Here is a 25,964-nt window from a genome sequence, read left to right as displayed (position 1 = left end):
CTTGATGAGTAATTGCCCATGAGCAAAGCGAATGCTCACATCTCGTCTTCTGGGAGGAAGATATGACATTGAGAACTTTTCTGCTGGGCGCCTGCTCAGCACTGGCGTTTGCCGGCATGGCTTCGGCCGAAACGCTGACAATCGCGACCGTCAACAACGGCGACATGATCCGGATGCAGAAGCTGACGGATGATTTCAAGGCGAAGAATCCCGGCATCGACCTCGAATGGGTCACCCTCGAAGAGAACGTGCTGCGCCAGAAGGTCACGACCGACATCGCGACCAAGGGCGGCCAGTACGACGTTCTGACGATTGGTACCTACGAGGTTCCGATCTGGGCAAAACAGGGCTGGCTGCTGCCGCTCGACAATCTCGGCGCCAATTATGACGTCGACGACCTGCTGCCGGCGATCCGCAGCGGCCTGACCGTGGACGGCAAGCTCTATGCGGCGCCATTCTACGGCGAAAGCTCGATGGTGATGTACCGCAAGGACCTGTTCGACGCCGCCGGGCTAAAGATGCCCGACGCCCCGACCTGGGATTTCATCGCGGACGCGGCCCGCAAGGTCACCAACAAGGATAAGGAAATCTACGGCATCTGCCTGCGTGGAAAGGCCGGCTGGGGCGAGAACATGGCGTTCCTGACAGCCATGTCCAACTCCTTCGGCGCGCGCTGGTTCGACGAGAAGTGGAAGCCGCAGTTCGATCAGCCCGAGTGGAAGGACACGTTGGACTTCTATGTCAAGCTGATGAAGGATGCCGGCCCTCCGGGCGCTTCCTCCAACGGCTTCAACGAAAACCTGGCGCTCTTCCAGACCGGCAAGTGCGGCATGTGGATCGACGCAACGGTTGCCGCTTCCTTCGTCGCCGATCCGAAGCAGTCGCAGGTCGCCGACAAGGTCGGCTTTGCGCTCGCCCCGGACAAGGGCCTCGGCAAGCGTGGCAACTGGCTCTGGGCCTGGAGCCTCGCCGTCCCGGCAGGTACGCAGAAGGCGGAAGCTGCCGAGAAGTTCGTCGCCTGGGCGACGAGCAAGGAATACAGCAATCTCGTCGCCGAGAAGGAAGGCTGGCTGAACGCACCTCCGGGCACCCGCAAGTCGCTCTATGCGAATGCGGACTACCAGAAGGCGGCTTCGTTCGCCAAGATGACGCTCGACTCGATCAACTCGGCCGATCCGACCAAGCCGACCGTCAAGCCGGTCCCCTACGTCGGCGTTCAGTTCGTGGCGATCCCGGAATTCCAGGGCATCGGCACGGCTGTAGGCCAGCAGTTCTCGGCAGCACTTGCGGGCCAGATTTCGGTCGATCAGGCGTTGAAGAGCGCACAGCAACTGGCAACCCGGGAAATGACCAAGGCCGGCTACATTAAGTAAAACCTCCTGAGAAGAGGCGGATCCTTGACAATCCGCCCCTCTGGCCGCCGATCGCCCGAACCGCATCGGCGGCCTCTTTTCCAGACAAAGCTTCCTGCGGCCGCTCCCCGCGTCAGACCAGATCGGTGATTGCCATGGCAACCTTGCACACTCGCTCCGCAGCGCGCCTGATGATTGCGCCCTCCGTGCTGCTCCTCTTTGCGTGGATGATCGTTCCGCTTGCGATGACGATCTATTTCTCGACGCTGAACTACAATCTGCTCAGCCCCGGCATGGAGAGCTTCGTCGGTCTGCTGAACTACGAATATTTCCTGTCCGATCCGGCCTTTATCGCGGCGCTGCTCAATACGCTGCTGCTCGTCGCCGGCGTTCTTGTCATCACCGTTATCGGCGGCATCGCCTTCGCGCTGCTGCTCGACCAGCCGATGTACGGACAAGGCATCGTTCGCATCCTTGTCATTGCGCCGTTCTTCGTCATGCCGACGGTGGCAGCACTGGTCTGGAAGAATATGTTCATGAATCCGGTCAACGGCCTCTTCGCCCATCTTGCCAAGGCGCTCGGCCTGCAGCCGATCGACTGGCTGGCGAATGCGCCGCTGTTCTCAGTCATTCTCATCGTCGCCTGGCAGTGGCTGCCCTTCGCCACCCTCATCATGCTGACCGCGCTGCAGTCTCTCGACGAGGAACAGAAGGAGGCGGCCGAAATGGACGGCGCCGGGGCGATCTCAAAATTCATCTATATCATCCTGCCGCATATGGCCCGCGCCATCACCGTGGTGATCCTGATTCAGACGATCTTCCTGCTTTCGGTCTTCGCCGAAATCCTTGTCACCACCAATGGCGGACCCGGCACCGACAGCACCAACCTCACCTATCTCGTCTATGCGCAGGCGCTCTTGCAGTTCGATATCGGCGGCGCTTCGGCGGGCGGCATCGTCGCGGTCGTGCTTGCCAATATCGTCGCGATCTTCCTCGTGCGCCTCGTCGGCAAGAATCTGGAGGCTTGAGATGGCCAGAAAAGTCACAACGCAGCACAAGGTCATCGTCACCGCGATTGCTTGGACGCTCGGCATCCTGATCTTCTTCCCGATCCTGTGGACCTTCCTGACGAGCTTCAAGTCGGAAGCCGACGCCATCGCCTCGCCGCCGCAGTTCCTGTTCTTCCACTGGACGACGGAGAACTATGCTGAGGTGCAGAGCCGGTCGAACTATCTCAGTCACTTCATGAACTCGGTGATCATATCCTTCGGCTCGACGCTGATCGGCCTGATTATCGCGATCCCGGCCGCCTGGGCGATGGCGTTTTCGCCGACCAAGCGGACCAAGGACGTGCTGATGTGGATGCTCTCGACCAAGATGATGCCGCCTGTGGGCGCGCTGATCCCGATCTATCTGATGTTCCGCAATTCGGGCCTGCTCGACACACGTATCGGGCTGGTGATCGTGCTGACGCTGATCAATCTGCCGATCATAGTCTGGATGCTCTACACCTATTTCAAGGAAATCCCCGGCGAGATCCTCGAGGCGGCCCGCATGGACGGGGCGTCGCTGATGAAGGAGATCGTCTACGTGCTGACGCCGATGGCGGTGCCCGGCATCGCCTCGACACTGCTTCTCAACATCATCCTTGCCTGGAACGAGGCTTTCTGGACGCTCAACCTCACCGCCTCCAAGGCGGCGCCGCTGACCGCCTTCATCGCCTCCTATTCCAGCCCGGAAGGCCTGTTCTACGCCAAGCTCTCGGCGGCATCGACGATGGCGATCGCGCCGATCCTGATCCTCGGCTGGTTCAGCCAGAAACAACTCGTCCGCGGCCTGACCTTCGGCGCAGTGAAATAAGAAAAGGGAGACAAACATGGGCAGCATTACCCTTCAGAAGGTTTCCAAGGTCTTCGGCGAAGCCAAGGTCATCCCCTCGATCGATCTCGACATCAGGGACGGCGAATTCGTCGTCTTCGTCGGCCCGTCGGGCTGCGGCAAGTCCACGCTGCTGAGATTGATCGCCGGTCTCGAGGACGTCTCCGGCGGCAAGATCGTCATCGACGGCAGGGACGCCACCGAAAAGGCGCCGTCGGAGCGCGGCCTTGCCATGGTATTCCAGTCCTACGCGCTCTACCCGCATATGAGCGTGCGCAATAACATCGCCTTTCCGCTGAAAATGGCGGGCGTCGACAAGGCGGAGATCGACCGCAAGGTGGCGGATGCCGCCCGCGTGCTCAATCTTACCGACTATCTGGAGCGCAAGCCGCGCCAGCTTTCCGGCGGTCAGCGCCAGCGCGTCGCGATCGGCCGCGCCATCGTGCGCCAGCCTTCGGCCTTCCTCTTCGACGAACCCTTGTCGAACCTCGATGCGGCGCTGCGCGTCAACATGCGCCTCGAAATCAGCGAACTGCATCAGCAGCTGAAGACGACGATGATCTACGTTACCCACGACCAGGTCGAGGCCATGACCATGGCCGATAAGATCGTCGTCTTGAACAGGGGCAATATCGAGCAGGTCGGCTCGCCGCTCGAGCTTTACAGCCGCCCGCGCAACCTTTTCGTCGCCGGCTTCATCGGCTCGCCGAAGATGAATTTCATCAAGGGCCAGAACGCGGCCGAGCTCGGCGCGCATACGATCGGCATCCGCCCAGAACATATCCTGCTGTCGATGGAGAGCGGCGACTGGAAGGGCAGGGTCGTGGTCGCCGAGCATCTCGGCTCCGATACCTTCCTGCATATCGATATCGAGGGCATTGGCATGGTGACGGCGCGTGGCAGCGGCGATTTTGCCGCCAAGGCGGGCGATACCGTCTACCTGACGCCGGACCGTTCGCGCATTCACAAATTCAACGAGGGCGGCCTTGCCATCTGAGGCAGGCGGCCGGCTGGGGGCAGGCATGCGAGCCGGGCGATGGCGCCCGGCCGTTTGGGCAAGACCTTCAAGAGGACTGGAACATGACGTGCAAACTATCGCTGGCAACGCTTCCGGACGCGGCGCGCACTGCCGCCATCCCCGCATATGACAGGGCGTCGCTGAAAGCCGGGATCGTGCACTTCGGCGTCGGCAATTTCCACCGCGCCCACCAGGCGATTTATCTCGACGATCTCTTCAACGCGGGCACGGATCACGACTGGGCGATTGTTGGCGCGGGTGTTCTGCCGTCCGATGCCGCCATGCGTGAGAAGCTCGCGGGCCAGGACTTCCTGACAACCGTGGTCGAGCAGGACAACAACAGGACCGCGGCGCGCGTCACTGCGCCGATGATCGACATCCTGCCGGTCGGCGATGCCGCCGCGATCATCGCCAGGCTTGCCGATCCCGAGATCCGCATCGTCTCGCTGACGATCACCGAGGGGGGTTACTTCATCGATGCATCGGGCACATTCAATCCTGCCCATCCTGATATCGCGGCCGACGGGAACAATCCCGATGCGCCGAAGACGGTCTTCGGCCTGATCGTCGCCGGCCTGAAGGCACGTAGGGAAAAGGGCATTGGTGCCTTCACTGTCATGTCCTGTGACAACATTCCCCATAACGGCATCGTCACCGCCAATGCCGTGGTCGGCACGGCGGCACTTTCTGATCCCGCCTTTGCCGATTGGATCCGGACGAATGTCGCCTTCCCGAATGCGATGGTCGACCGCATCACGCCGGCGACCGGCCAGCGGGAAATCGATTTCCTCAGGGACAATTTCGACATCGAAGACAACTGGCCGGTCTATTGCGAGGAATTCAAGCAGTGGGTGCTCGAGGACAAGTTCACCGCCGGCCGTCCGGCGCTGGAAAAGGTCGGCGTCACCTTCGTGCCCGATGTCACCCCTTATGAGCATATGAAGATCCGCATCCTCAACGGCGGACATGCGGCGATCGCCTATCCGGCGGCGCTGATGGATATTCACTTCGTTCATGACTCCATGGAAGACCCGTTGATTCGCGCCTTCCTGGCCAAGCTCGAGAAAGACGAAATCATTCCGATCGTGCCGCCGGTGCCGAACACGTCGCTCGCCGATTATTTCGCCCTGATCGAACATCGCCTGCTCAATCCGAAGATTGCCGACACCATTCCGCGCTTGGCCCAGGACGGTTCGAACCGCCAGCCGAAATTCATCCTGCCGTCGACGCTCGACAATCTTCGCCAGGGCAGAGACGTTGTCGGCCTGGCGCTGGTCTCGGCGCTGTGGTGCCGCTATTTCGCCGGCAAGACCGACAGCGGCAAGGCTATCGTCTTCAACGACGCCAGCGCCGAGCGCCTGCATGCGGCGGCGCTGAAGGCAAAGGACGATCCGGCCGCCTTCCTCGTCTTCGACGATATATTCGGCGAGGTGGCAAAATCCGAACTCTTCCGCAAGCGTTTCGCCCATGCCCTCAAAACCCTGTGGGAAAAAGGCACGCGAGAGACGCTGCAACTCTATCTCGACGGCAAGCTTGCGGTGTAAGGACCGGATGGCGGCATTCGCGCCGCGATCCATCCGCCCTTGCGGGCGGCGCGGACGTGCGTGCGAATTGAACTCAGATTGGGTCTTTCATGGCTGATGCTGAACCACGGCTGGTCATTTTCGATTGCGACGGTGTGCTCGTCGATAGCGAGCCGATCTCGATCAGCGTCCTCGTCGGCGCGATGAACGATCTCGGCGTCTCGATCAGCGAAGATCAGGCCTATGAGCGCTTTCTCGGCCGCAGCCTGTCGACGCTCATCTCTACGCTGGAAACCGAATTCAACATCCATGCCAGCGAGGAATTCCTCGAGCGCATCCGCACCGATCTCTACGCTCGCTTCCGCACCGAATTGAAGCCGATCGACGGCATCGCCGCGACGATCGACCGGCTCGGCATTCCGTGCTGCGTCGCTTCGTCCAGCCAGATGGAGCGAATCCGGCTGTCGCTTTCCGTTACCGGCCTTCTGGGCAGATTGCCCGACATCTTCAGCGCAACGATGGTCAAGCGCGGTAAACCGGCGCCCGATCTCTTCCTGCATGCGGCCCGCCAGATGCAAGTCGAACCCGGATCCTGCGTCGTCGTCGAGGACAGTCCGGCCGGTATTGCCGCCGCCAAGGCGGCGGGTATGACGGTCTTTGCCTTCACCGGCGGATCGCATGCGAATTTCGCTGGATACCGTGCCGAACTCGACCGGCTTTCGCCGGAAGTCGTGTTTGACGCCATGCCGGATTTGATACACCTTGTCCGCAACCATAAGCTGGACGGGACCAAGATTTGATGCGTGATCATGTGGTTGCGGTCGATGTCGGCACCGGCAGCGCGCGCGCCGGTGTCTTCGATGCCGCCGGCCGTCTGCTCGCCAAGGCCGAGCACCCGATCGCAATGAACCGGCCGCGCGAAAACCACGCCGAGCACGATTCGGAAGACATCTGGTCGGCCGCCTGCGCGGCGGTGCGCGGGGCGATGGCGCAATCCGCTATTGCCGCCGCCTCGGTCGGCGCGATTGGTTTCGATGCCACCTGTTCGCTTGTCGTGCGCGACGGCGAGGGTCGGCAGATCAGCGTTTCCACCGGCGGCGAGCAGCGTTTCGATACGATCGTCTGGCTCGACCATCGGGCGCTGAAGGAAGCCGATTTCTGCACGGCGACGGAGCACGGGGTGCTCGAGCATTCCGGCCACGTGATGTCGCCGGAAATGGAAATGCCGAAGCTGATGTGGCTGAAAAAGAAGCTGCCCGCCACATGGGAAAAGGCCGGGTACTTCTTTGATCTCGCCGATTTCATGACATGGAAATCGACCGGATCGCTCGCTCGCTCGCGATGCACGCTGACGGCAAAATGGAACTATCTCGCCCATCTCGAAAGAGGCTGGCAGCAGGATTTCCTGCAGCGCATCGGTCTCGAAGATCTTCAGGCGCGCGGCCGCCTGCCCGATGAGACGACGCCGGTCGGCGGCAGCGTCGGACGGCTGACACCGGAGGCGGCGGAAGCCCTTGGGCTGACCACCGATTGCCACGTCTCGGCCGGGATGATCGACGCCTATGCCGGCGCGCTCGGCGCACTCGGCGGTTATGCCGCCGATCCTGTGAAACGCGAGCATCAACTGGCGCTGATCGCCGGCACGTCGAGCTGCATCGTCGCCTTTTCGCAAGACCGCAAACCGAGCCACGGCATGTGGGGTCCTTATTACGAAGTGGTCTTCCCGCAATCCTGGCTGGTGGAGGCCGGGCAATCGGCGACCGGAGCGCTGCTCGACCATATGGTCCGCATGCATGCGGCCGGCGGCCAGCCGACGGCGGCGCTGCATCAGAGGATCGTCGCGCGCATTGCCGAATTGCGGGCCGAGGAAGGCGATGCTTTCGGCGAGCGCATCTTCGTGCTGCCGGATTTTCACGGCAATCGTTCACCGCGCGCCGATCCGCATGCGGTCGGCGCCATCAGCGGGCTGACGCTTGATACCTCCTTCGACGGACTCTGTGCACTCTATTGGCGGTCTGCGGTGGCCATTGCGCTCGGCATTCGCCATATCCTGGAGAAGATGAAGGACTATGGTTACGTGCCGGATACGCTGCACATCGCCGGCGGGCATGTGAAAAACCCGGTGCTGATGGAACTTTATAGCGATGCCACCGGCTGCAAGCTCGTGGTGCCGAAGATGAATGAGGCGGTGCTGCTCGGCACGGCGATCGCGGCATCGGTCGCTTGCGGCTTGCACCGGGATTTGGCGGCGGCCGGCGAGGCGATGTATCCGGGCGGCGAGGAACGGCTGCCCAACAGGGCGAAGCAGGCTCTCTACGACCGCGATTATCGCCGCCTTCTGGCAATGTATCGACATCGCGCCGAGCTGGAAGCGATGCATTAAGCAGGAGCTTCCCTGGAATCGCTCAGTGGTTGGCCGTCTCGCCGAGGACGGTTGCGAATTCCAGCATGCGGCGGCGGCGAAGTGCTGCCTCTTCCCCGACGTCGAGGATGACCGACTCCGACAGGCAATCGAGCAACGCGATTAGCGGCGGAAGATTATCGAGATCGGGGGCGCGGGCGGGCGGCAGCGGCAGCATGACGTTCGACTGATCCGCCATCCAATCGGCCTGCTGCGGTGAAATGAGGACCACCTTGTAGCCGTAGCGACGCGCGGTTCTGGCAAGCAGGCGCGCCTTGGCAAAGCGACGACAGTCGATGATGACGAGCAGCGCGTCATCGACCGCTGGTCGGGCAAAGAGGTCTGCAAAACGGTTGTCGGCGCTGTCGAGCGTGTGAACGCCGTCGCGGGCCTGCGTCAACCGCTGGCAGAAATGATGGGCGAGGCTTGCAAGCCGCGCGTGGGTGGCGATCGACACTTCGCGGGCGGTGCTGATCAGGCTGACAGCTTCGGACCAGTGCGGTTGCGCCGTTAGATGATAGATATGATGAAGCGCCTGGATCTGTTCGGCGACCAGCACGGCGAGCGGTTTGCCTTCCGCAGCATCCGCATGCAGTTCACTCATGGCGCTCTGCAACTGCGCCGGCGACGTCGTCACGGTCTCGCGGATCTCCACTTTGACGCTGTCCAGGCCCTGGTATCCGAGCGCGCGCAGGAAGCGGCCGACGGTCATGGGGGACAGATCCAGCCGGTCGGCAACCGAGGCGGCCGTCTCGAACGGCAGGTCATTCAGGTGTTCGGAGAAATATTTCGCGATACGGCGCTCGGCCGGCGTGCCGCTTTTAACGTATTGCCTGAGTTTGTGCACAAAATCTTCCACATCAGCCTCCCCCGTATTCCCTCAGAGGCGTTCCGTGGATGCGCTATTGCGATCCCTTGTCTTTGCAACTATTGTCGGAAGCTGCTTCTCAGGCCCATGTTTAATTCTATCGGCCATAATATTATATTAGCACTTATATTGCGACAAGTTTCTATTACAGCCTGCAATTTTATTCTCTCTTGCCGGTGGCATTGCCCTTTCCTACATCTTCTGCGCAACTGGAGACGCTGAAGAAATGATCCTTGACGCCGCTCGACTATCGCTCGCCAACCTGTTCGCGCCGGAAACGCGGTCGGTCTTCTGGAAAGTGCTCGGCCTGACGATTCTGGTGCTGGTCGGTCTCTGGTTTGCATTGCGTGGGGCCTTCATGGCCTTCCTCTTTCCCTGGCTGACAAGCTTCTTTCCCGATATGCCGGGCTGGGCGGGGTGGTTTGCGCTGATCTTCGCGATCCTTGCCGGTATCGGCCTTGCGCTCATGCTGGCGCTGCTATTGTCGCCGGTAACGGCGCTGATCGCCGGTCTGTTTCTCGACGATGTCGCCGATGTCATCGAGAAGCGCGATTATCCCGGCGCCGTCCCCGGCGCCGCCATGCCGCTCGGCCCTGCCATGGCAAGCTCGATCAAGTTTCTCGGCGTGGTGATCCTCGGCAATATCGTCGCCTTGCTGCTGCTGTTTATCCCCGGGGTCAATCTGGTCGCCTTCTTTCTGGTGAACGGCTATCTCCTTGGACGGGAATTCTTCGAGTTCGCCGCCATGCGCTTCCGTCCGCCGCAGGACGCGCGACTCTTCCGGGCCAAACATGCGCCGACCGTCTTTCTCGGCGGGCTGGTGATCGCGCTGTTTCTGATGATCCCCATCGTCAATCTGCTGACGCCGCTTTTTGCCGCCGGCATGATGGTGCATCTGCACAAGCTGATTTCCGCACGCGACATCGGTTCTCGCGCCTGAGGTTCAGACGGGCAGGGCGGACAGCCGCTCTATTCGACGGCCTCGCCGATCACCTGCGGCGGCAGTTCGACGAGCGGCGCCGGCACATCCCAGCTCTTTTCCGGCGATTTGCAGAGATCGGCGATGACACAACGCTCACATTCGGGACGGCGCGCCTTGCAGGTATAGCGCCCGTGCAGGATCAGCCAGTGATGGGCGTGGTAGAGGTAATGTTCCGGGATCACCTTCATCAGCCGCGCCTCGACTTCGTCAGGCGTCTTGCCGGGGGCAAGCCGGATGCGGTTGGCGACGCGGAAAATATGCGTGTCGACGGCCATCGTCGCCTGTCCGAAGGCCATGGACAGCACGACATTGGCGGTCTTGCGGCCGACCCCCGGCAGCTTCACCAGCTCGTCGCGTGTCTCGGGCACCTTGCCGCCGAACTCGTCGACCAGCATCTGCGAGAGCGCGATGACGTTTTTCGCCTTGTTGCGATAGAGGCCGATCGTCCTGATATAGTCGCGCAGCCGCTCCTCGCCGAGATCGAGCATCTTTTCCGGTGTGTCGGCGACCTTGAAGAGGGCGCGTGTCGCCTTGTTGACGCCGACATCGGTCGCCTGCGCCGACAGCGCGACGGCGACGACGAGCGTGAAAGGATTGGTATGTTCGAGCTCGCCCCTCGGTTCCGGCCGCTGCACCGAGAAACGTCGGAAGATTTCCTCACGCTCGGCCAGCGAATAGGCGGTCTTCACTGCCGCCGCCGGCTTGCGGCGGGCGATCACATTCGATTTTTGCGACGGTCTGGTAATGGATTTGAGTTTCGGATTCGCCATGGAGAATCTATACTCAACGCCCATGACGGAAAGCAACGCCGACAGTTTCAACGAGCAGCCTGTTTTCGCCGCCGCGCTCTTTCCCCACCGGTCGCTCGGCCGCCGGGGCTTCAAGGTGCTGCTGATCCTGTCCGGCGCCGTCTGCTTCCTCTATGGGATGTTCTTCATCGCTACAGGTGCCTGGCCGATCGGGTTTTTCTTCGGGCTGGATTTCGCACTGCTCTACGGCGCCTTCTGGCTGAACTACCGCTCCGGACGGGCGCGCGAGGAGATCACGGTCTCGCGCACCGACGTATCGGTGCGCAAGTTTGCGCCTTCCGGGCGGATGGTGGAGCATCATTTCAATCCGTTCTGGACGCGCTTCCTCGTCCGCCGGCATCAGGAGATCGGCATTCTCTCCATGCATATTTTCGGCGAGGGCCGGCGCACGGATATCGGCTCCTTCCTCAACCCCGATGATCGCGAAAGCTTCGCCAAGGCCTTCAAGGGGGCGCTCGCGACCGTCAAGCAGCGCATCTGAACGGATCGGGCGCGTGCCGCAAGAATCGGGTGGTTTGGCCGAGGCCTATTGATTATCTCCTTGTGACAAGGAGAAAGACGATGGATATGATTGCGAACCTGCAGACAGACATCACGCCTGACGGCCCTGATTATGATATCGTCCGTCGGGTGATCGAACTCATCACCGAGGATTACCGCGATCAGCCTTCGCTGGAGGCGATCGCGGCGCGGCTCAATCAGTCGCCGACGCAGCTCCAGAAGACCTTCACGCGCTGGGCCGGTCTCTCGCCCAAGGGCTTCCTGCAGGCGGTGACGCTCGATCACGCCAAGCGGCTGCTGCGCAAGGAAGACATGCCGTTGCTGGAAACCTCGATCGAGGTCGGCCTCTCCGGGCCAAGCCGCCTGCATGATCTCTTCGTCACCCATGAGGCGATGTCGCCGGGCGAATGGAAAGCCAGGGGCGGAGGTCTCACGATCCGCTACGGCTTCCACATCTGCCCCTTCGGCGTGGCGCTGATCATGGTGACCGATCGCGGCCTTGCCGGCCTTGCCTTCAGCGATTCCGGCGACGAGCGGGCCTGCCTCGAGGACATGACCTGCCGTTGGCCGAACGCCTGTTACATCGAGGACCTGCAGGCGACGGTTCCTTACGCCGCCCGTATCTTCGAGCCCGGCAAATGGTCTTCCGATCAGCCGCTGCGCGTTGTGCTGATCGGAACGGATTTCCAGGTGCGCGTCTGGGAGAGCCTGCTGAAAATCCCGTTCGGCAAGGCTGTCACCTATTCCGATATCGCCAATGATATCGGGCGGCCGACGGCGCAGCGCGCCGTGGGTGCGGCGGTCGGCGCAAATCCGATCTCCTTCGTGGTGCCCTGCCACCGGGCGCTCGGCAAGAACGGCGCGCTGACAGGCTACCACTGGGGCCTCACCCGCAAGCGGGCGATGCTCGGCTGGGAATCGGCGCACGCCTGAGAATCCTGCGGCTTTAGCTAGTCGAAATCGAAATTGTTGATCCGGACGATGATATCGTCGTCCAGATTCAATATGGCCTCGGCGATATCGATATGCCCTTTGGCGATTGCCTGGGCGGCGCTTGCCGACAGGAATGTCGATCGGCTCCATGCTTCGTGACGATGTATGCTGACGCATTCGGTCAGGGATGCAATCGCTTGCTGATAAGCTTCTTGCAGATCAGACGGTATTTCAGGTCCGCGCCCGGCCTTTCGAGACACTTCGATGCATGCCGGCAATTGGTAGAATGAAAAGTCGATCGGGGTGGCCGTGGTAAGCGCGATCCTGACGATGTGAGGAACGGCCGCATATGAAGCGGTGTAGATATCGCCCTGATGGCAGAGGCTTGACCATAGACTGAACCATGGTTCTGCATCACCCGCCGCCGTTGGACCTGCAGATCGTTCGAGGGCTTTCAGCAGCTCAGGCGTATTTGCTGCTGGGCCATAGCAATGTCGTAATTCGCTCCAGCGCCGGCTATCGAGTGAAAGCATAATTTCATTCCGCCAGTTCGAGCAGCGCCCGCGCGGCGCCCTCGTCGGTGATCAGCGTGTTGCAGCCGATGCGCTTGATCGTGGCGCGGATGGCGATGGCTCTGTGGGCGCCGCCGGAGGAGAGCACGATGTGTTTGGCCTCCTTCAGCGTGTCGAGATCGACGGACATCACCCGGCGATTGATCGAGTGGTCGACCGAGTTGCCGTCCTTGTCGAGGAAGTTGAACATGGTGTCGCAGACGCAGCCGGCGTCGATCAGTTCCTGCAGTTCGGCCTTCGAGATCCAGCCTTCCGACAGCGAGGTGGAGTGCGGGCCGATATCGCCGCAGCTGACGATCGCCAGATCGAGATTCTCGGCGAGACGATAGATCGTGTCCAGCCCGCATTTTTCGATCAGATTGCGCTTGGTCTCGATGGAATCGACGAGAAGCGGCGCCAGGAACATGTAGCATTCGGCGCCGAGCTGATTTGCCAGCCGCCATGTATAGTCGATCGGGTTCGTCTGGTGCACGGCGACGATGCCGCCGAGCAGCGAGACGACCTTGCAATTGCTCCGGCGCGGCGGCCGGAAGCTCGACAGCGAGGCGGTCATGGTGCGGCCCCAACCGACGCCGATCGTATAGTCGTCCGGAATGGCTTCGGAAAGGAACTGGCCAAGCGCCAGGCCGACATTCTTTGCCAGCGAATCGACATCGCCATGGACCGATGACGGCACGACGATCGCCTCGTCGAGACCGTAGGCGCGCTCCAGCTTCACCGCGAGTTCGACGCAATCGCCGATCGAATCGTTGATCCAGATCTGGACTTCGCTACGTTTCATCGCCTCGTCGAGCAGGCGGATGACGGTGGTGCGGCTGATGCCGAGCTGTTCGGCGACATCCTTCTGGGTCAGGCCCTCATTGTAATAGAGCCATGCGGCGCGCAGCCGCAGCGACGATGCCTCGGAATAGGCGGTGTGCGTGCCGCGTTTGAGCTTGACCACATCTCCTCCAGCCGAATTCCTGCCCTAAATCCCTTTTGGGATGAACGGCTGTCACGGCGCGTTTGTTGCCGGAATAATGACGGGCGTGACACTTATGTCAATTGAAATTCACAAATGTCCTTGACTTTTCCTCGGGCGAATGGCGATAGTCCGGGCGACACGAAATCGTTCTGTCCGTCCGAGGAGGACATAGTGCGGGCATGCCGAAAGTCACGACCGGCCTTCCAGCCGCAGGCGACATCGCCTGCGTTCGGCGTGCGGTTTGCCCGCGGGAACATGGCCACTGTCCTTCACGTTTATGAATCATCCGTGACGGGCATGCGCATTTTCGCCTGCAGCAAGCAGACAACCTGTCGCTAGATCACCTTTGCCGGGCGGAACTCGCGCCGGTCACAGCCCAAGTTCAACAAGGATTATTGACCATGACATCCAAGCTTGACCAACTCCGCGAGATTACTACCGTTGTCGCCGATACCGGCGACATCGAGGCTGTCGCTCGCCTGAAACCGGTCGATTGCACGACGAACCCGAGCATCGTGCTGAAGGCGCTCGGCACGCCGATGTTCGCCGACGCCATCAAGGAAGCCGTCGCCTGGGGCAAGACGCAGGGCGGCAATCCTGAAGCCGTCTCCTCCGCCGTCGCTGATCGCCTGGCCATTTCCGTCGGCGCTGCACTGGTGAAGCTCGTCCCCGGCCGCGTCTCGACCGAGGTCGATGCCGACCTGTCTTTCGACACCGAGGCTTCACTTGCCAAGGCGCGCTCGATCATTGCCGCCTATAAGGATCGCGGCATCGAACGGGACCGCATTCTCATCAAGCTCGCTTCCACCTGGGAGGGCATCCGCGCCGCCGAAGTGCTGCAGAAGGAAGGCATCGACTGCAACCTGACGCTGCTCTTCAGCAAGGCCCAGGCGATCGCCTGCGCCGATGCCAAGGTGTTCCTGATCTCGCCTTTCGTCGGCCGCATTCTCGACTGGTACAAGAAGTCAACCGGCAAGGATTACACCGCCGAGGAGGATCCGGGCGTCATCTCCGTCCGTGATATCTACAACTACTACAAGGCGAACGACATCAAGACGATCGTCATGGGCGCCTCCTTCCGCAATGCCGGCGAAATCGAGGCCCTTGCCGGCTGCGACCGGCTGACCATCAGCCCGGCCCTGCTCGATGAGCTTGCCAAGGATGAAGGCAAGCTGGAGCGCAAGCTCTCCCCGGAGAGCCGCAAGCCCGACGCCAAGGTTTCGGTCGACGAGAAGACCTTCCGCTGGATGATGAACGAAGACGCGATGGCGACGGAAAAGCTCGCCGAAGGCATCCGTGCCTTCGCCAAGGACCTGACGACGCTGCGCACCATGGTGCAGAAGGAACTGCAGCTCGCCGCCGCCTGATCGAGCTGTGCAAACAATTGGAGGCGCGGAGGCCGGCTGGCCCCCGCGCCTTTTTCATGCTGATATCAACGGCCTATGCGGTCGGAGACGACGATCGTGCAAGACGAGCGGGCAATCCCTTTGGTGACTTTTTTCCGAAGACATGCGAGCTTCATCATCGCTTTCCTGGGCGGGCTGGCGGTATTTCTACTGGTAACCTCGCGTGAGGTCACCGCCCGCAACATCTTGTTAGGATGGAATGCGAGCGCCGGCTTCTTCATCGTGCTCAGCTGGCGCAAGATGCTGCGGGCGACGGTCGAAAGCATCCGCCAACGCGCCGCGGACCTCGATTTTTCCGATACGGTTCTTTTGGCCCTTTCGATCGGCGCAGCCCTTGCGAGCATTGCCGGCATCGGCCTCGAGCTTCATTTGATCAAGGACGCTACACCCGACGTGGCGCTCACACGGGCGGGCGGCGCCGTGCTGACGATCCTGATCTCCTGGGTCTTTCTGCACACGCTTTTCACCATTCACTATGCCCATTATTTCTATGGCGGGGCCGACGAAGAGGGCGGATTGAAGTTTCCCGACGGGATCGAAGAGCCCGGCTATTGGGACTTCCTCTATTTCTCCTTCACCATCGGTGTTGCGGCGCAGACGGCAGATGTCGCAGTCGGATCGACCAGCATGCGCAAGCTGACGCTGTTGCATGCCGTGCTGTCTTTCCTGTTCAATACGACGATCCTGGCGCTGGCAATCAATGTCGGCGCAAGCCTGCTATAATGCGCTTGCCACAGCGGCGGCGAGAATCGGAAGAACCGTCTGGCTCACGACAGCATGACGGGGAGGTGAAGAAAGAGCGGCTGGCCGATCGGCGCTCTTCGACGGGAGGGTAAGATGGAAAGCGTCTCAAGCCGGCTGCGGCCGGCCGATCTCATTCTCCTCCTGGGCAGGATTCTGCTGTCGCTCATCTTCCTGCACGAGGGCTTGTCGCTTGCGGCCGATCTCGCCGCGACCCTGGACGCGTTCGAAAAACTCGGTCTTTCGGCACCGATCGCCTTTGCCACCATTGTCCTTCAGATCGGCGCCGGCCTTTGCGTTGCGACCGGTTTCCTCAGCCGCCTCGGCGCCTTGGCGCTGGCGCTCTTTTGTCTGGCAACCGCCTTTCTCTTCCACACCAACTTGGCAAGTCAGAACGAACTCCTGCATTTCGAGAAGGATCTGGCGATTGCCGGCGGCATGTTCGTCCTGGCGGCTGCGGGGCCGGGGCCGATTTCGATCGACCATCTGCTGAAAAAGCGGACGGAGCGTATGCCCCTTTGGCTAAGGGCGATATTATAACGGGCGGGAGCTGCCCGCTGCTCCCGATGGGCGGATAGAGGGACGTGGCTTCAGGCCGGCGGCGTGCCAAATACCGCCGCCCGCCAGCGCTTACAGAACTGCCTGGCCGGCCATCAGCGCCAGAACCAGGAAGATCAGGAAAATCACCAGCGCGATACCGAAGAGCACGCGGGCAATGGTCGCGGTGGCGGCGGAAACGCCGGAGAAGCCAAAGAAGCCGGCGATGATCGAAATAACGAAGAATATCAGAGCCCATTTCAGCATGACACATCATCCTTTGCGTTTGTCTGAAAAGACGCGGCAACCGGGAAATTGTTCCACGTCGCGCGAAATTGGACGGCGTTATCTGCTGTCGGCGTTCTATATCCTGCCGGTTTCACGGTCAGCCATGATTGATCATCACGTGACGCACGGCGGTATAATCCTCCAGCGCATAGACCGACATGTCCTTGCCGTAGCCCGACTGTTTGAGGCCGCCATGCGGCATCTCGTTGACCAGCATGAAATGGGTATTGATCCAGGTGCAGCCATATTGCAGCCGGGCGGCCGTCTTCATGCCGCGGCCGATATCCTTGGTCCATACCGAGGAGGCCAGGCCGTAATCGCTGTCGTTTGCCCAGGCGACGGCATCATCGGCATCGGAAAAGCGGGTGACCGAGACGACCGGGCCGAAGACCTCGCGGCGGACGATCTCATCGTCCTGCAGGGCGCCGGCAATGACGGTCGGGGCAAAGAAGAAGCCCTTGTCGCCGGAGACCTTGCCGCCGGTGGTGATCTCTATATGCTTGTGCTCTGAAGCGCGGGCAACGAAGCTTTCGACGCGGTCGCGCTGGCGCCTGGAGATCAGCGGGCCGATCTCGTTTACGGTGTCGTCGGCCTCATTGAAGCGGATGCTGGAGACGGCCGAGGAGAGGTCAGCAACAAAATTGTCGTAGACCCTGGCGTCGGCATAGACGCGGCAGGCGGCGGTGCAGTCCTGGCCCGCATTGTAATAGCCGAAGGTGCGGATGCCTGAGACGACTGCATCGATATCAGCATCGTCAAAGACGATGACCGGGGCCTTGCCGCCGAGTTCCAGATGGGTGCGCTTGACCGTTTTGGCGGCGGCCTGCAGCACCTTTTTGCCGGTGGCGATATCGCCTGTTATCGAAATCATGCTGATCTTGGCATGATTGATCAGCGCGTTACCGACGCTTTCGCCGCGGCCGAGGATGATATTGACGACACCTTCGGGCAGGATTTCGGAGAGCAGCTTCGCCATCTTCAGCGCTGTCAGCGGCGTCTGTTCCGAGGGCTTGAAGACGACGGTATTGCCGCCGGCGATCGCCGGCGCCAGTTTCCAGGCCATCATCATCAGCGGATAGTTCCACGGTGCGATCGAGCCGACGATGCCGATCGGATCGCGGCGGATCATCGAGGTGTGGCCGGGCAGGTATTCGCCGGCGGCTGGTGCGTGCAGATTGCGCACAGCGCCGGCAAAGAAGCGATAACAATCGACGATCGCGGGAATCTCGTCGTTCAGCACGGCATTTATCGGCTTGCCGCAGTTCAGCGCTTCCAGCGTGGCGAAGCCCGCGGCATCCTTCTCGATGGCGTCGGCGATCTTCAGCAGGTAGCCGGAACGCTCGGAAGGCGTCGTCTGCGACCAGCCCGCAAAGGCCTTTTCCGCGGCGTCGACCGCGGCGTCGATCTGGGACAGCGAGGCTTCTGCAAGGTCGATCACCGTCTCGCCGGTCTTCGGGTTCAGGATGTGCTCTTCCGTCTCCGTGCCTTTTTCGAAGCGCGAACCGATCAGCATCTGGGTATCCATGATGTTCTCCCTGTTATTTGCCGCCGCCGGCGATCTGGTCGCCGTCGCGGGTGAGGTAATAGGCTGCCAGGATCGGCAGGAAGGTGACGAGCACCACCACCATGGCAACCACATTGGTGACCGGGCGCTGGCGCGGGCGGATGAGTTCTTCGAGCATCCAGATCGGCAAAGTCGATTGCTGGCCGCCGGTGAAGGTGGTGACGATCACCTCGTCAAAGGAAAGTGCGAAAGCCAGCATGCCGCCGGCCAGAAGCGCGGTGCCGATATTCGGCAGAATGACATGGCGGAAGGTCTGGAAGCCGTCGGCGCCGAGATCCATCGAGGCCTCGATCAGTGAGCCCGAGGTGCGGCGGAAGCGGGCGACGGCATTGTTGTAAACGACGACGACGCAGAAGGTGGCGTGGCCGAGCACAATGGTCCAGACCGAAAACGGGATGTCGAACAGGCTGAAAGCGGAGCGCAGGGCAATGCCCGTGATGATGCCGGGAAGGGCGATCGGCAGGATGACCAGCAGCGAGATCGCCTCGCGGCCGAAGAACTTCGTCTGGCTGACGGCCGCCGCGCAGAGCGTGCCGAGAATGAGCGCGATCGCCGTGGCAATGACGGCGACCTGCACGGACAGGCCAAGCGCCGACCAGACATCCGGCCGGTTCCAGGCGATGGTGAACCATTGCAGAGTCAGGCCGGGCGGCGGCCATTGATAGCTCTTTTCCTCCGTCGTGAAGGCATAAACGAAGATCAGCAGGATCGGCAGGTGCAGAAAGAGCAGCCCGCCGGCGGCGGCGATTTTCAAGGCCAGCGGCGATGTCTTGAGGTCAGAGCGCATCGAAGGCCCCTAGCTTTTTGGCGAGCGACAGATAAAGCGCCATGATGACGATCGGCACCACGGAGAAGGCGGCGGCGAGCGGCACGTTGCCGGCCGTTCCCTGCTGGGCGTAGACGGCCTGGCCGATGAACAGCCTGGACGAGCCGATGATCTGCGGGATGATGTAATCGCCCAATGTCAGCGAGAAGGTGAAGATCGAACCGGCGACGATGCCAGGGAGCGCCAAGGGCAGCAGCACGGTGCGGAAGGTCTGGCGCGGCGTGGCGCCGAGATCGGCCGAGGCCTCGATCAAATTGCCGGGCACCCGCTCGAGGGCCGCCTGGGTCGGCAGGATCATGTAGGGTAGCCAGATATAGACGAAGACGATGAAGGTTCCGAGATAGCTCACCGAGAGCGAATTGCCGCCGACCACGGGCAGATTGAGGATGCCATCGAGCAGCCAGGCGAGATGGAGCTTCTCGAAGATCCAGGTGAGGATGCCTTCCTTGGCGAGGATCAGTTTCCAGGCGTAGATCTTGACGAGATAGCTCGACCACAGCGGCAGCATGACGCCGAGGTAGAAGAGCGCCTTCCACTTGCCCTGCGCATAACGCGCCGCGTAATAGGCGATCGGAAAGGCGATCAGCGCGGCAACAATGGTGACGAGCGCGGCCATGACGACCGTGCGGATGATGATGTCGAAATTCGTCGGGCTCAGCAGCTGGGCATAGGTCGCAAGGGTGAATTCGTAGTTCACCAGGCCGGAGAAATCGTCGATCGAAAAGAAGCTCTGCAAGAGCAGGGCGATCAGCGAGCCGATATAGATGATGCCGAGCCAGAGCAGCGGCGGCGTCAGCATCAGGAAGAGCAAGAGCTTCGGGTGCCGCCAGAAGACATCCGACATCCGACCGAAGAGCCCGCTGCGTCCCGGCAGGATCGATGTCTTGGCGCTGGAGAGGGTGAGCGCCGTCATGCCGCGTCGTCCATATAGTGGATATCGGCCGGCTGCCAGGCGAGGCGGATACCGGCGCCGACATCAGGCACGGGCGCGCTGGCCGGAAGCATCACATGCAGTCGGCTGCCGCCGCGGAGATCAACGCCGAGACGGGTGGCGGCGCCGAGAAAGCTCGCATGTTCGACTGTAGCCTCGATGCCGTCGCCTGCCAGGCGGATCGCCTCGGGCCGCAGGCTCGCCCAGCGTTTCTCGCCGCCGAGTGCGGCCATCAGATCCGGCGCGATGACATTCGAGGAGCCGACGAAATCGGCGACGAAGCGGGTCCTCGGGCGGCGGTAGATATCCTGCGGCGTGCCTTCCTGGACGATGTTGCCGTTGTTGAAGACGGCGACACGATCGGCCATGGACAATGCTTCGCCCTGATCATGCGTCACGAAGACGAAGGTGATGCCGAGCGCGCGCTGCAGGCTCTTCAATTCCTCCTGCATCTGCTCGCGCAGCTTCAGATCGAGCGCGCCGAGCGGCTCGTCGAGCAGCAGCACCTTCGGCTTGTTGACGAGGGCGCGGGCAAGCGCCACGCGCTGCCGCTGGCCGCCGGACAGTTGCCCGGGGCGGCGGGCGCCATAACCCGGCAGCTTGACGAGCTCCAGGGCATCGTTCGCCGCCTTCAGCCGCTCCGCCTTGCCGACGCCCCTGACCATCAGCCCGTAGGCGACATTGTCGAGGATGTTGAGATGCGGGAAAAGCGCGTAGTCCTGGAACACGGTGTTGACGTTGCGGCGATAGGGCGGAACGCCGTCGGCCGTCTCGCCGAAGATCTGGATATGACCGGCACTCGGCTGCTCGAAGCCGGCGATCAGTCTCAGGCACGTCGTCTTGCCGGAGCCGGAGGGCCCGAGCATGGCGAAGAATTCGCCCGGCGCGATCTCGAGATCGACGCCGTCGACGGCGCGGACCTGGCCGAAATGGCGCGATACCTGCTGGAAACGGACGGCTGACGTCATCGGGAACTCCGGGATCACTATGTTCTGCAGTGTCGGCCCCTCATCCGCCCTGCCGGGTACCCCGCCTGGGTTGAGCCACTTGTCTCAACCCGTCCTTCGGACCCCCGCTCGCGGGGAGAAGGAGACACGCGGCGCTGTTCCTCATTCACAGGACTTGTAACGGGGCACGTCCTCTCTCCCCGCAACCGGGGAGAGAGTTAGGGTGAGGGGCTAGGACGCAATTACCGCCCGCCGATCACGCCGATATAATCCGACACCCAGCGATGGTACGGCACGCATTCGCCCTGCGTCGCGCATTTGGCGACAGGGGTCTTCCAGAACTTGATCTTGTCGAAGTGATCGAAGCCGTTGGTGGCGCAGCCGGTTTCCCCCATCAGTTCGTTGCCCTTGCAGGCAGCGGGAACCGAGGGCACGGCGCCGAACCAGGCGGCGGCGTCGCCCTGGACTTTGGCCTGCAGCGAATGTTCCATCCACATATAGGCACAATTCGGGTGTTCGCTGTCGGCGTGCAGCATGGTGGTGTCGGCCCAGCCGGTGACGCCTTCCTCCGGGAAGGTGGAGGCGATCTTCTGTTTGTCGGCCTGCAGCAGGTTCACCTGGAAAGGCCAGGAGCCGGAGGCGACGACGCCCTCGTTCTTGAAGTCGTCGATCTGGATCATCGCGTCGTGCCAATAGCGGGAGACCAGCTTGCGCTGGCCGCGCAGCAGATCGAGGGCGGCCTTGTATTGATCCTCGGTCAGTTCGTAAGGATCCTTGATGCCGAGATCCGGCTTGTGGGCCATCAGATACATGGCTGCGTCGGCGATGTAGATCGCGCCGTCATAGGCCTGGACGCGGCCCTTGTTCGACTTGCCGTCCGGCAGCGTCTGCTCCTCGAAGACGACGTTCCAGCTGGTCGGCGCCTTGTCCTTGAAGGCATCGGTATTATACATCAGCACATTCGGCCCCCAGAGATAGGGCACGCCGTAATGCACGTCGCCGACCGTATACCAGGCGCCCTTCTGCAGGCGATTGTCGACATTCTTGAAGCTCGGGATCAGATCGGTGTTGATCGGCTGGACACGTTTGCCGGCGATGAGGCGGAGGGACGCGTCGCCCGATGCGGTCACGAGATCGAAGCCGCCCTCGTTCATCAGCGATACCATTTCATCCGAGGTGGCGGCGGTTTTGACGGAGACCTTGCAGCCGGTGTCCTTTTCGAAGCCGGTAACCCAGTCGTAATTCTTGTCGGTTTCGCCGCGCTCGATGTAGCCGGCCCAGGCGACGATGCTGACGGCGCCTTCGCCCTTGCCGAGCGCCTTCAGCGGTTCGGCGGCGATCACCTGTGTCGCGAAGCTGAGGCAGGCCACTCCTGCCATGCAGGATTTCAAGAGATTCGTCATCATCCGTCTCCCGGTTTGGTGCCACTTTCCGTGGCTGATCGTTCCCGATTATGAAGGTGAGCCGAAAAAGCCGCTTTCGCAAATTCATTTATCAGAAAGGCGATATCGGAAATTCCGATATCAACGTATGCGGCCGGAGCGCATGCTTTCGGCGATCCCGACGAAATCGCGCGCCGCCTGCGGCAGGCTGGAGCCCTTGCGCCAGACCATGCCGACCTGCACGACCGGCAGCGAGCCGGAGACGTCACGGCTTTCGATGCGGTCGCCTTCCAGCGACCATGGGCGGTAGACGAGATCGGGAAGCAGCGCCACGCCGGCGCCCGTTGCAACCAGGCTGCGCACCGCCTCCACCGAACGGGTGCGGAAGGCGACATGCGGGCGGGCGCCGAGCGCCGACAGCAGCTTGCCGGTATTTTCCTCGATTTCGTCGACCGTCAGCATGATCAGCGGTTCGCGGGCGATATCGGCGACCGAGATAATGTCGGCCGAGACCAGCGGATGGCCCATCGGCAGCCACAGCCGATAGGGCGAGGTTTCGAGGATTTCCGCCTGCAGCGCCATGCGGTCGCGCAGGTTGGAGATCACCATGACGGCGACATCGAGTTCGCCGCCGACCAGGAGATGTTCGAGATAGCCGCCATTGTCCTCAATCGCACTGACCTCGACGCCAGGACAGGCGCGCCGGTATCGCGCCAGCAAGTCGGAGAGCACGTAGCCGGCGACCAGCGAGGTGACGCCGATGTTCAAGGTGCCGGAAAGGGCGCTCTGCCGGCCGGAGAAGCTGGTGCGCGCATCGGAGACGGAGGCGAGGATCTTGGTGGCGTGACGGAGGAACTGGTGTCCGTTGTGGGTGATGGTCAGGCCGCGCGGATGGCGCTCGAAGAGCTCGACGCCGAGGTCGGTTTCGAGCTCCTTCAGCGCCTCCGTCACCGAGGATTGCGAGATCGAAAGGTTCTGCGCGGCGCGTGTCACCGAACCCTGTTCGGCGACGGCGACAAAATACTGGATCTGGCGAAGCGTGAAGGCCATGGGCGTTTAGAGCATGACGGAATGTGTCGTGGCAAGCGGTTGAAAAAGGCGGACCTTTTTTGGTCTTTTTTCAAAATGGAGCAGGCTTGGCATGCTCACTTAAACTTTCGGAAACGTCATTTCTCTAGCATCCCAGCACCTGTCCTGCGTTGGAGTTTGAGATGGCGGAGCAGTTGGCGTGAAGGCCTTACTGCGCATATTCCGGCCTTCCCGGAAATTGGCAATCATCATCGGCGGCGTCGCGCTTCTGGCGGGCGTTTCCGGTGGTGCGGCGCTTTACGTCGGCAAGGACAGGCTGATCGGTGTCTCGGGCGGCGGCTACGGACTCGAATGCTCCGACGTAAATCTGGTGACGATCAAGAAGCAGGATCACGTCTGGGTGCGGAAATACATCAAGACCGAACCGACCGACGGCATGACGCGGGTCAGGACCGCGCTGCGCGTCGCCCAAGCCGTCTATGCCGCGCAGAAACCGGATCTGGTGCAGGTGGTGGTGCTCGACGAGAACGGCCCGACGCTGCGCGCCGACATTCGCGGCCGGGCGATCGGCGCCGACGTCGTCTACATCCCGCATCCCGACAAGACGGTTCCCGGTCTCGACGACAAGCCCTATACGGCGCGCTACTATGACGGCAAGGCCAGCGAAAATGGGCTGTTCTTCGGCGAGCGTATCGACATGCCGGTGGATGAGATCGCCATGATCAGCGCCGGCTTCAAGGATCCCGAGGACTGTGTCGACCCGGTCGCGGTTGGCTCGACCAAGAATGAGGAAAAGGGCAAGAAGGCTGCAGGCGGCGAACGCGCCGAAGCACCGGCTGCCGAAAGCGAAGCCGCGCCTGCCGCCGAAGGGAAGGGCGAGGTCGTGGCCGAGGCGCCGGCCGAAGAGCCGCCGGCAGAAGCTACGAAGACACACTGACCGCAAGCAGGAAAAAAACGGAGCGCCAAGGGCGCTCCGTTTTCAATTTTTGATGTTCCGTTTCCGTCAGTCGGCCTTGTTGCGGCGGGCCGGGAAGAGGATCACGTCGCGGATCGACGGCGCGTTGGTCAGCAGCATGATCAGACGGTCGACGCCGATGCCGAGACCGCCGGCGGGCGGCATGCCCTGGTCGATCGCGTCGAGGAATTCCTCGTCCAGCTGCTTTTCCTTTTCGCCGCGGGCATGCGCCTGTTCCAGCTGCTCGACCATGCGGCGGCGCTGCTCTTCGGGATCGTTGAGTTCCGAGAAGGCGTTGCCGAGTTCCCAGGCGTTGCAATAGGTTTCGAAGCGCTCGACCAGGCGCGGCTCGCCCGGCACTTCCTTGGCGAAGGGTGAGATGTCCTTTGGGAAATGCGTGACGTGGGACGGCTGGATCAGCGTCGATTCGACCTTCTCCTCGAAGATGAAGGCGAGACATTCGCCCCAGGTCCAATCCTTCTCCACCGCGAAGCCGCCAGCCTTGGCGGCGGTGCGCGCTTCCTCGTCCGTCTTGATCGCCAGGAAATCGATGCCGGTCGCTTCCTTCACGGCATCGGGCATCGGCACGCGCTTGAACGGGCCCTTGAAGGACAACCGCTTGTCGCCGAAATCGAATTCGGTCGTGCCGTGAATGGAGAGCGCCAGGGTCTCGAACAGCCGCTCGACGAGGTCCATCATGTCCTCGTAATCGGCATAGGCCCAATAGCACTCCATCATCGTAAATTCGGGATTGTGCCGGGTGGAGACGCCTTCATTGCGGAAGTTGCGGTTGATCTCGAAGACCTTGTCGGTCAGGCCCGAGACCAGCGTGCGCTTCAGGAACAGTTCCGGCGCGATGCGCAGATACATGTCGAGCTTCAGCGTGTTGTGATGCGTCTTGAACGGCTCGGCGGTGGCGCCGCCATAGATCGATTGCAGCATCGGCGTCTCGACTTCCATGAAGCCGTCATTTTCCATGAAGCGGCGGATGCCGGAGACGATCTTCGAGCGCTGCTGGAAGCGCAGCTTCGAATCCTCATTGGTCATGATGTCGAGATGGCGCTTGCGATAACGCAGTTCGATATCGGAAAGGCCGTGCCACTTCTCGGGCATCGGCAGCAGCGATTTGGTCAGCATCTCGATCTTCTGGGCGTTGATCGTCAGCTCGCCGCGCTTGGTACGACGCACGACGCCGGTGACGCCGATGATGTCGCCGATGTCGATCATCGGCAGCAGGGCACGGGCTTCCTCGCCGGTGACGTCCTTGTGCGAGAAGATCTGGATCTTGCCGGAAGCGTCATGGATATCCATGAACATGCCGGAGTTGCGCGAGGAGTAGACGCGGCCGGCGACGGTGACCACTTCCTGCGTCTCGACATCCGGTTCCAGGGATTCGTATTTGGCGCCGAGCTCGGCATTGGTCATCGTCCGGTGGAAATGCGCCGGATAGACGTCGCCGATCTGCTCGCGCAGCAGCTTCAGCTTCTGGGCGCGCACTTCGGTCGCGTCGGAGGAGAGAGCGTTTTCGGTCTTGTTGTCAGCCACTGTCGAAATCCT

General features: G+C 61.7%; 26 protein-coding genes. 14 read left to right on the top strand and 12 right to left on the bottom strand.

The window, feature by feature from the left end; genetic code table 11:
- The first annotated feature begins 62 nt into the window (after positions 1–62).
- From AMC88_RS19030 to AMC88_RS19000, 7 genes are all read left to right on the top strand, one after another.
- The gene (locus AMC88_RS19030) at positions 63–1,373 is read left to right on the top strand and encodes an ABC transporter substrate-binding protein (protein WP_037112991.1); all 1,311 of its coding nucleotides are present in this window, start codon (positions 63–65) and stop codon (positions 1,371–1,373) included.
- Between the two features lie 134 nt (positions 1,374–1,507).
- Positions 1,508–2,380, top strand: coding sequence for a carbohydrate ABC transporter permease (locus tag AMC88_RS19025; RefSeq protein WP_004668735.1), 873 nt, complete (start codon positions 1,508–1,510; stop codon positions 2,378–2,380).
- Position 2,381: 1 nt separating this feature from the next.
- Positions 2,382–3,212, top strand: coding sequence for a carbohydrate ABC transporter permease (locus tag AMC88_RS19020; protein WP_004668736.1), 831 nt, complete (start codon positions 2,382–2,384; stop codon positions 3,210–3,212).
- Positions 3,213–3,228: 16 nt separating this feature from the next.
- Positions 3,229–4,227, top strand: coding sequence for an ABC transporter ATP-binding protein (locus AMC88_RS19015; protein WP_004668737.1), 999 nt, complete (start codon positions 3,229–3,231; stop codon positions 4,225–4,227).
- An 83-nt stretch (positions 4,228–4,310) separates the two neighbouring features.
- Positions 4,311–5,792 carry a mannitol dehydrogenase family protein gene (locus AMC88_RS19010; protein ID WP_012485300.1) on the top strand — a complete coding sequence of 494 codons (1,482 nt, stop codon included), beginning with the start codon at positions 4,311–4,313 and terminating at the stop codon, positions 5,790–5,792.
- 89 nt (positions 5,793–5,881) lie between these two features.
- The gene (locus tag AMC88_RS19005; RefSeq protein ID WP_012485299.1) at positions 5,882–6,571 is read left to right on the top strand and encodes an HAD family hydrolase; all 690 of its coding nucleotides are present in this window, start codon (positions 5,882–5,884) and stop codon (positions 6,569–6,571) included.
- Positions 6,571–8,154 carry an FGGY-family carbohydrate kinase gene (locus tag AMC88_RS19000; RefSeq protein ID WP_064825663.1) on the top strand — a complete coding sequence of 528 codons (1,584 nt, stop codon included), beginning with the start codon at positions 6,571–6,573 and terminating at the stop codon, positions 8,152–8,154. Before AMC88_RS19005 ends, AMC88_RS19000 begins: the two co-directional genes overlap by 1 nt.
- A 22-nt stretch (positions 8,155–8,176) precedes the next feature.
- Here AMC88_RS19000 and AMC88_RS18995 read toward each other — a convergent pair whose 3' ends face one another.
- The gene (locus AMC88_RS18995) at positions 8,177–9,031 is read right to left on the bottom strand and encodes a MurR/RpiR family transcriptional regulator (RefSeq protein ID WP_012485297.1); all 855 of its coding nucleotides are present in this window, start codon (positions 9,029–9,031) and stop codon (positions 8,177–8,179) included.
- Positions 9,032–9,266: 235 nt separating this feature from the next.
- On the opposite strand from AMC88_RS18995, the gene AMC88_RS18990 reads away from it, so the two are divergent.
- Positions 9,267–9,980 carry a sulfate transporter family protein gene (locus AMC88_RS18990; protein WP_064825662.1) on the top strand — a complete coding sequence of 238 codons (714 nt, stop codon included), beginning with the start codon at positions 9,267–9,269 and terminating at the stop codon, positions 9,978–9,980.
- 29 nt (positions 9,981–10,009) lie between these two features.
- On the opposite strand, the gene nth is transcribed toward AMC88_RS18990, so the two are convergent.
- Positions 10,010–10,816 (bottom strand): endonuclease III, encoded by an 807-nt coding sequence (nth, locus tag AMC88_RS18985; RefSeq protein WP_170965709.1) that lies wholly within the window; start codon positions 10,814–10,816, stop codon positions 10,010–10,012.
- On the opposite strand from nth, the gene AMC88_RS18980 reads away from it, so the two are divergent.
- Complete coding sequence (locus AMC88_RS18980) at positions 10,815–11,312, top strand: DUF2244 domain-containing protein (RefSeq protein WP_064825660.1); 498 nt, start codon at positions 10,815–10,817, stop codon at positions 11,310–11,312. The genes nth and AMC88_RS18980 overlap by 2 nt on opposite strands.
- Positions 11,313–11,392: 80 nt before the next feature.
- Entirely contained in the window at positions 11,393–12,265 is an 873-nt protein-coding gene (locus AMC88_RS18975; RefSeq protein ID WP_064825659.1) for a methylated-DNA--[protein]-cysteine S-methyltransferase, read from the top strand.
- A gap of 17 nt (positions 12,266–12,282) precedes the next feature.
- On the opposite strand, the gene AMC88_RS18970 is transcribed toward AMC88_RS18975, so the two are convergent.
- Positions 12,283–12,798 carry a hypothetical protein gene (locus AMC88_RS18970; protein ID WP_004668749.1) on the bottom strand — a complete coding sequence of 172 codons (516 nt, stop codon included), beginning with the start codon at positions 12,796–12,798 and terminating at the stop codon, positions 12,283–12,285.
- A 4-nt stretch (positions 12,799–12,802) separates the two neighbouring features.
- Positions 12,803–13,780 carry a sugar-binding transcriptional regulator gene (locus AMC88_RS18965; RefSeq protein WP_064825658.1) on the bottom strand — a complete coding sequence of 326 codons (978 nt, stop codon included), beginning with the start codon at positions 13,778–13,780 and terminating at the stop codon, positions 12,803–12,805.
- 422 nt (positions 13,781–14,202) lie between these two features.
- On the opposite strand from AMC88_RS18965, the gene tal reads away from it, so the two are divergent.
- From tal to AMC88_RS18950, 3 genes are all read left to right on the top strand, one after another.
- Positions 14,203–15,168 carry a transaldolase gene (gene tal / locus AMC88_RS18960; protein WP_004668751.1) on the top strand — a complete coding sequence of 322 codons (966 nt, stop codon included), beginning with the start codon at positions 14,203–14,205 and terminating at the stop codon, positions 15,166–15,168.
- A 93-nt stretch (positions 15,169–15,261) separates the two neighbouring features.
- Positions 15,262–15,930 (top strand): DUF1345 domain-containing protein, encoded by a 669-nt coding sequence (locus tag AMC88_RS18955; protein ID WP_167355295.1) that lies wholly within the window; start codon positions 15,262–15,264, stop codon positions 15,928–15,930.
- A 114-nt stretch (positions 15,931–16,044) separates the two neighbouring features.
- Positions 16,045–16,488 carry a DoxX family protein gene (locus AMC88_RS18950; RefSeq protein ID WP_016737311.1) on the top strand — a complete coding sequence of 148 codons (444 nt, stop codon included), beginning with the start codon at positions 16,045–16,047 and terminating at the stop codon, positions 16,486–16,488.
- A gap of 90 nt (positions 16,489–16,578) precedes the next feature.
- Here the strand turns inward: AMC88_RS18950 and AMC88_RS18945 are convergent, their stop codons facing one another.
- The 7 genes from AMC88_RS18945 to AMC88_RS18915 form a co-directional block, all read right to left on the bottom strand.
- Positions 16,579–16,752 (bottom strand): DUF1328 domain-containing protein, encoded by a 174-nt coding sequence (locus tag AMC88_RS18945; protein ID WP_004678026.1) that lies wholly within the window; start codon positions 16,750–16,752, stop codon positions 16,579–16,581.
- A 118-nt stretch (positions 16,753–16,870) separates the two neighbouring features.
- On the bottom strand, positions 16,871–18,298 hold the full coding sequence (locus AMC88_RS18940) for a gamma-aminobutyraldehyde dehydrogenase (RefSeq protein WP_064825657.1): 1,428 nt from the start codon (positions 18,296–18,298) through the stop codon (positions 16,871–16,873).
- Positions 18,299–18,311: 13 nt separating this feature from the next.
- On the bottom strand, positions 18,312–19,124 hold the full coding sequence (locus AMC88_RS18935) for an ABC transporter permease (protein WP_004678022.1): 813 nt from the start codon (positions 19,122–19,124) through the stop codon (positions 18,312–18,314).
- A complete protein-coding gene (locus AMC88_RS18930) occupies positions 19,114–20,076 on the bottom strand; it encodes an ABC transporter permease (protein ID WP_012485285.1) in 963 nt (320 codons plus the stop codon). The genes AMC88_RS18935 and AMC88_RS18930 overlap by 11 nt, the downstream gene beginning before the upstream one ends.
- On the bottom strand, positions 20,073–21,062 hold the full coding sequence (locus tag AMC88_RS18925) for an ABC transporter ATP-binding protein (RefSeq protein ID WP_064825656.1): 990 nt from the start codon (positions 21,060–21,062) through the stop codon (positions 20,073–20,075). Before AMC88_RS18925 ends, AMC88_RS18930 begins: the two co-directional genes overlap by 4 nt.
- A 221-nt stretch (positions 21,063–21,283) precedes the next feature.
- Positions 21,284–22,444 (bottom strand): ABC transporter substrate-binding protein, encoded by a 1,161-nt coding sequence (locus tag AMC88_RS18920; RefSeq protein ID WP_012485283.1) that lies wholly within the window; start codon positions 22,442–22,444, stop codon positions 21,284–21,286.
- A gap of 120 nt (positions 22,445–22,564) precedes the next feature.
- Complete coding sequence (locus tag AMC88_RS18915; protein ID WP_004678014.1) at positions 22,565–23,473, bottom strand: LysR family transcriptional regulator; 909 nt, start codon at positions 23,471–23,473, stop codon at positions 22,565–22,567.
- A gap of 178 nt (positions 23,474–23,651) precedes the next feature.
- Between AMC88_RS18915 and AMC88_RS18910 the strand changes: the two genes are divergently transcribed.
- A complete protein-coding gene (locus tag AMC88_RS18910) occupies positions 23,652–24,389 on the top strand; it encodes a hypothetical protein (RefSeq protein WP_064825655.1) in 738 nt (245 codons plus the stop codon).
- Positions 24,390–24,455: 66 nt separating this feature from the next.
- Here AMC88_RS18910 and lysS read toward each other — a convergent pair whose 3' ends face one another.
- Positions 24,456–25,952, bottom strand: a complete 1,497-nt coding sequence (lysS, locus tag AMC88_RS18905) for a lysine--tRNA ligase (protein ID WP_064825654.1) — start codon at positions 25,950–25,952, stop codon at positions 24,456–24,458.
- Positions 25,953–25,964: the final 12 nt, after the last annotated feature.

Source organism: Rhizobium phaseoli (assembly GCF_001664385.1).
Taxonomy (GTDB): domain Bacteria; phylum Pseudomonadota; class Alphaproteobacteria; order Rhizobiales; family Rhizobiaceae; genus Rhizobium; species Rhizobium phaseoli.
Note: the sequence above shows the minus strand (reverse complement) of the source record. Positions and strands in the feature narration are given on the sequence as shown.

Coding starts and splice junctions, on each gene's coding strand:
- AMC88_RS18975 (WP_064825659.1), top strand. CDS start 11,393: ATGGATATGATTGCGAACCTGCAGACAGACATCACGCCTGACGGCCCT.
- AMC88_RS18925 (WP_064825656.1), bottom strand. CDS start 21,062: ATGACGTCAGCCGTCCGTTTCCAGCAGGTATCGCGCCATTTCGGCCAG.
- AMC88_RS18920 (WP_012485283.1), bottom strand. CDS start 22,444: ATGACGAATCTCTTGAAATCCTGCATGGCAGGAGTGGCCTGCCTCAGC.
- AMC88_RS18935 (WP_004678022.1), bottom strand. CDS start 19,124: ATGCGCTCTGACCTCAAGACATCGCCGCTGGCCTTGAAAATCGCCGCC.
- tal (WP_004668751.1), top strand. CDS start 14,203: ATGACATCCAAGCTTGACCAACTCCGCGAGATTACTACCGTTGTCGCC.
- AMC88_RS18915 (WP_004678014.1), bottom strand. CDS start 23,473: ATGGCCTTCACGCTTCGCCAGATCCAGTATTTTGTCGCCGTCGCCGAA.
- AMC88_RS19015 (WP_004668737.1), top strand. CDS start 3,229: ATGGGCAGCATTACCCTTCAGAAGGTTTCCAAGGTCTTCGGCGAAGCC.
- AMC88_RS19020 (WP_004668736.1), top strand. CDS start 2,382: ATGGCCAGAAAAGTCACAACGCAGCACAAGGTCATCGTCACCGCGATT.
- AMC88_RS19005 (WP_012485299.1), top strand. CDS start 5,882: ATGGCTGATGCTGAACCACGGCTGGTCATTTTCGATTGCGACGGTGTG.
- AMC88_RS19010 (WP_012485300.1), top strand. CDS start 4,311: ATGACGTGCAAACTATCGCTGGCAACGCTTCCGGACGCGGCGCGCACT.
- AMC88_RS18990 (WP_064825662.1), top strand. CDS start 9,267: ATGATCCTTGACGCCGCTCGACTATCGCTCGCCAACCTGTTCGCGCCG.
- nth (WP_170965709.1), bottom strand. CDS start 10,816: ATGGGCGTTGAGTATAGATTCTCCATGGCGAATCCGAAACTCAAATCC.
- AMC88_RS18940 (WP_064825657.1), bottom strand. CDS start 18,298: ATGGATACCCAGATGCTGATCGGTTCGCGCTTCGAAAAAGGCACGGAG.
- AMC88_RS18945 (WP_004678026.1), bottom strand. CDS start 16,752: ATGCTGAAATGGGCTCTGATATTCTTCGTTATTTCGATCATCGCCGGC.
- AMC88_RS19030 (WP_037112991.1), top strand. CDS start 63: ATGACATTGAGAACTTTTCTGCTGGGCGCCTGCTCAGCACTGGCGTTT.
- AMC88_RS19025 (WP_004668735.1), top strand. CDS start 1,508: ATGGCAACCTTGCACACTCGCTCCGCAGCGCGCCTGATGATTGCGCCC.
- AMC88_RS18950 (WP_016737311.1), top strand. CDS start 16,045: ATGGAAAGCGTCTCAAGCCGGCTGCGGCCGGCCGATCTCATTCTCCTC.
- AMC88_RS19000 (WP_064825663.1), top strand. CDS start 6,571: ATGCGTGATCATGTGGTTGCGGTCGATGTCGGCACCGGCAGCGCGCGC.
- AMC88_RS18930 (WP_012485285.1), bottom strand. CDS start 20,076: ATGACGGCGCTCACCCTCTCCAGCGCCAAGACATCGATCCTGCCGGGA.
- AMC88_RS18970 (WP_004668749.1), bottom strand. CDS start 12,798: ATGCTTTCACTCGATAGCCGGCGCTGGAGCGAATTACGACATTGCTAT.
- AMC88_RS18980 (WP_064825660.1), top strand. CDS start 10,815: ATGACGGAAAGCAACGCCGACAGTTTCAACGAGCAGCCTGTTTTCGCC.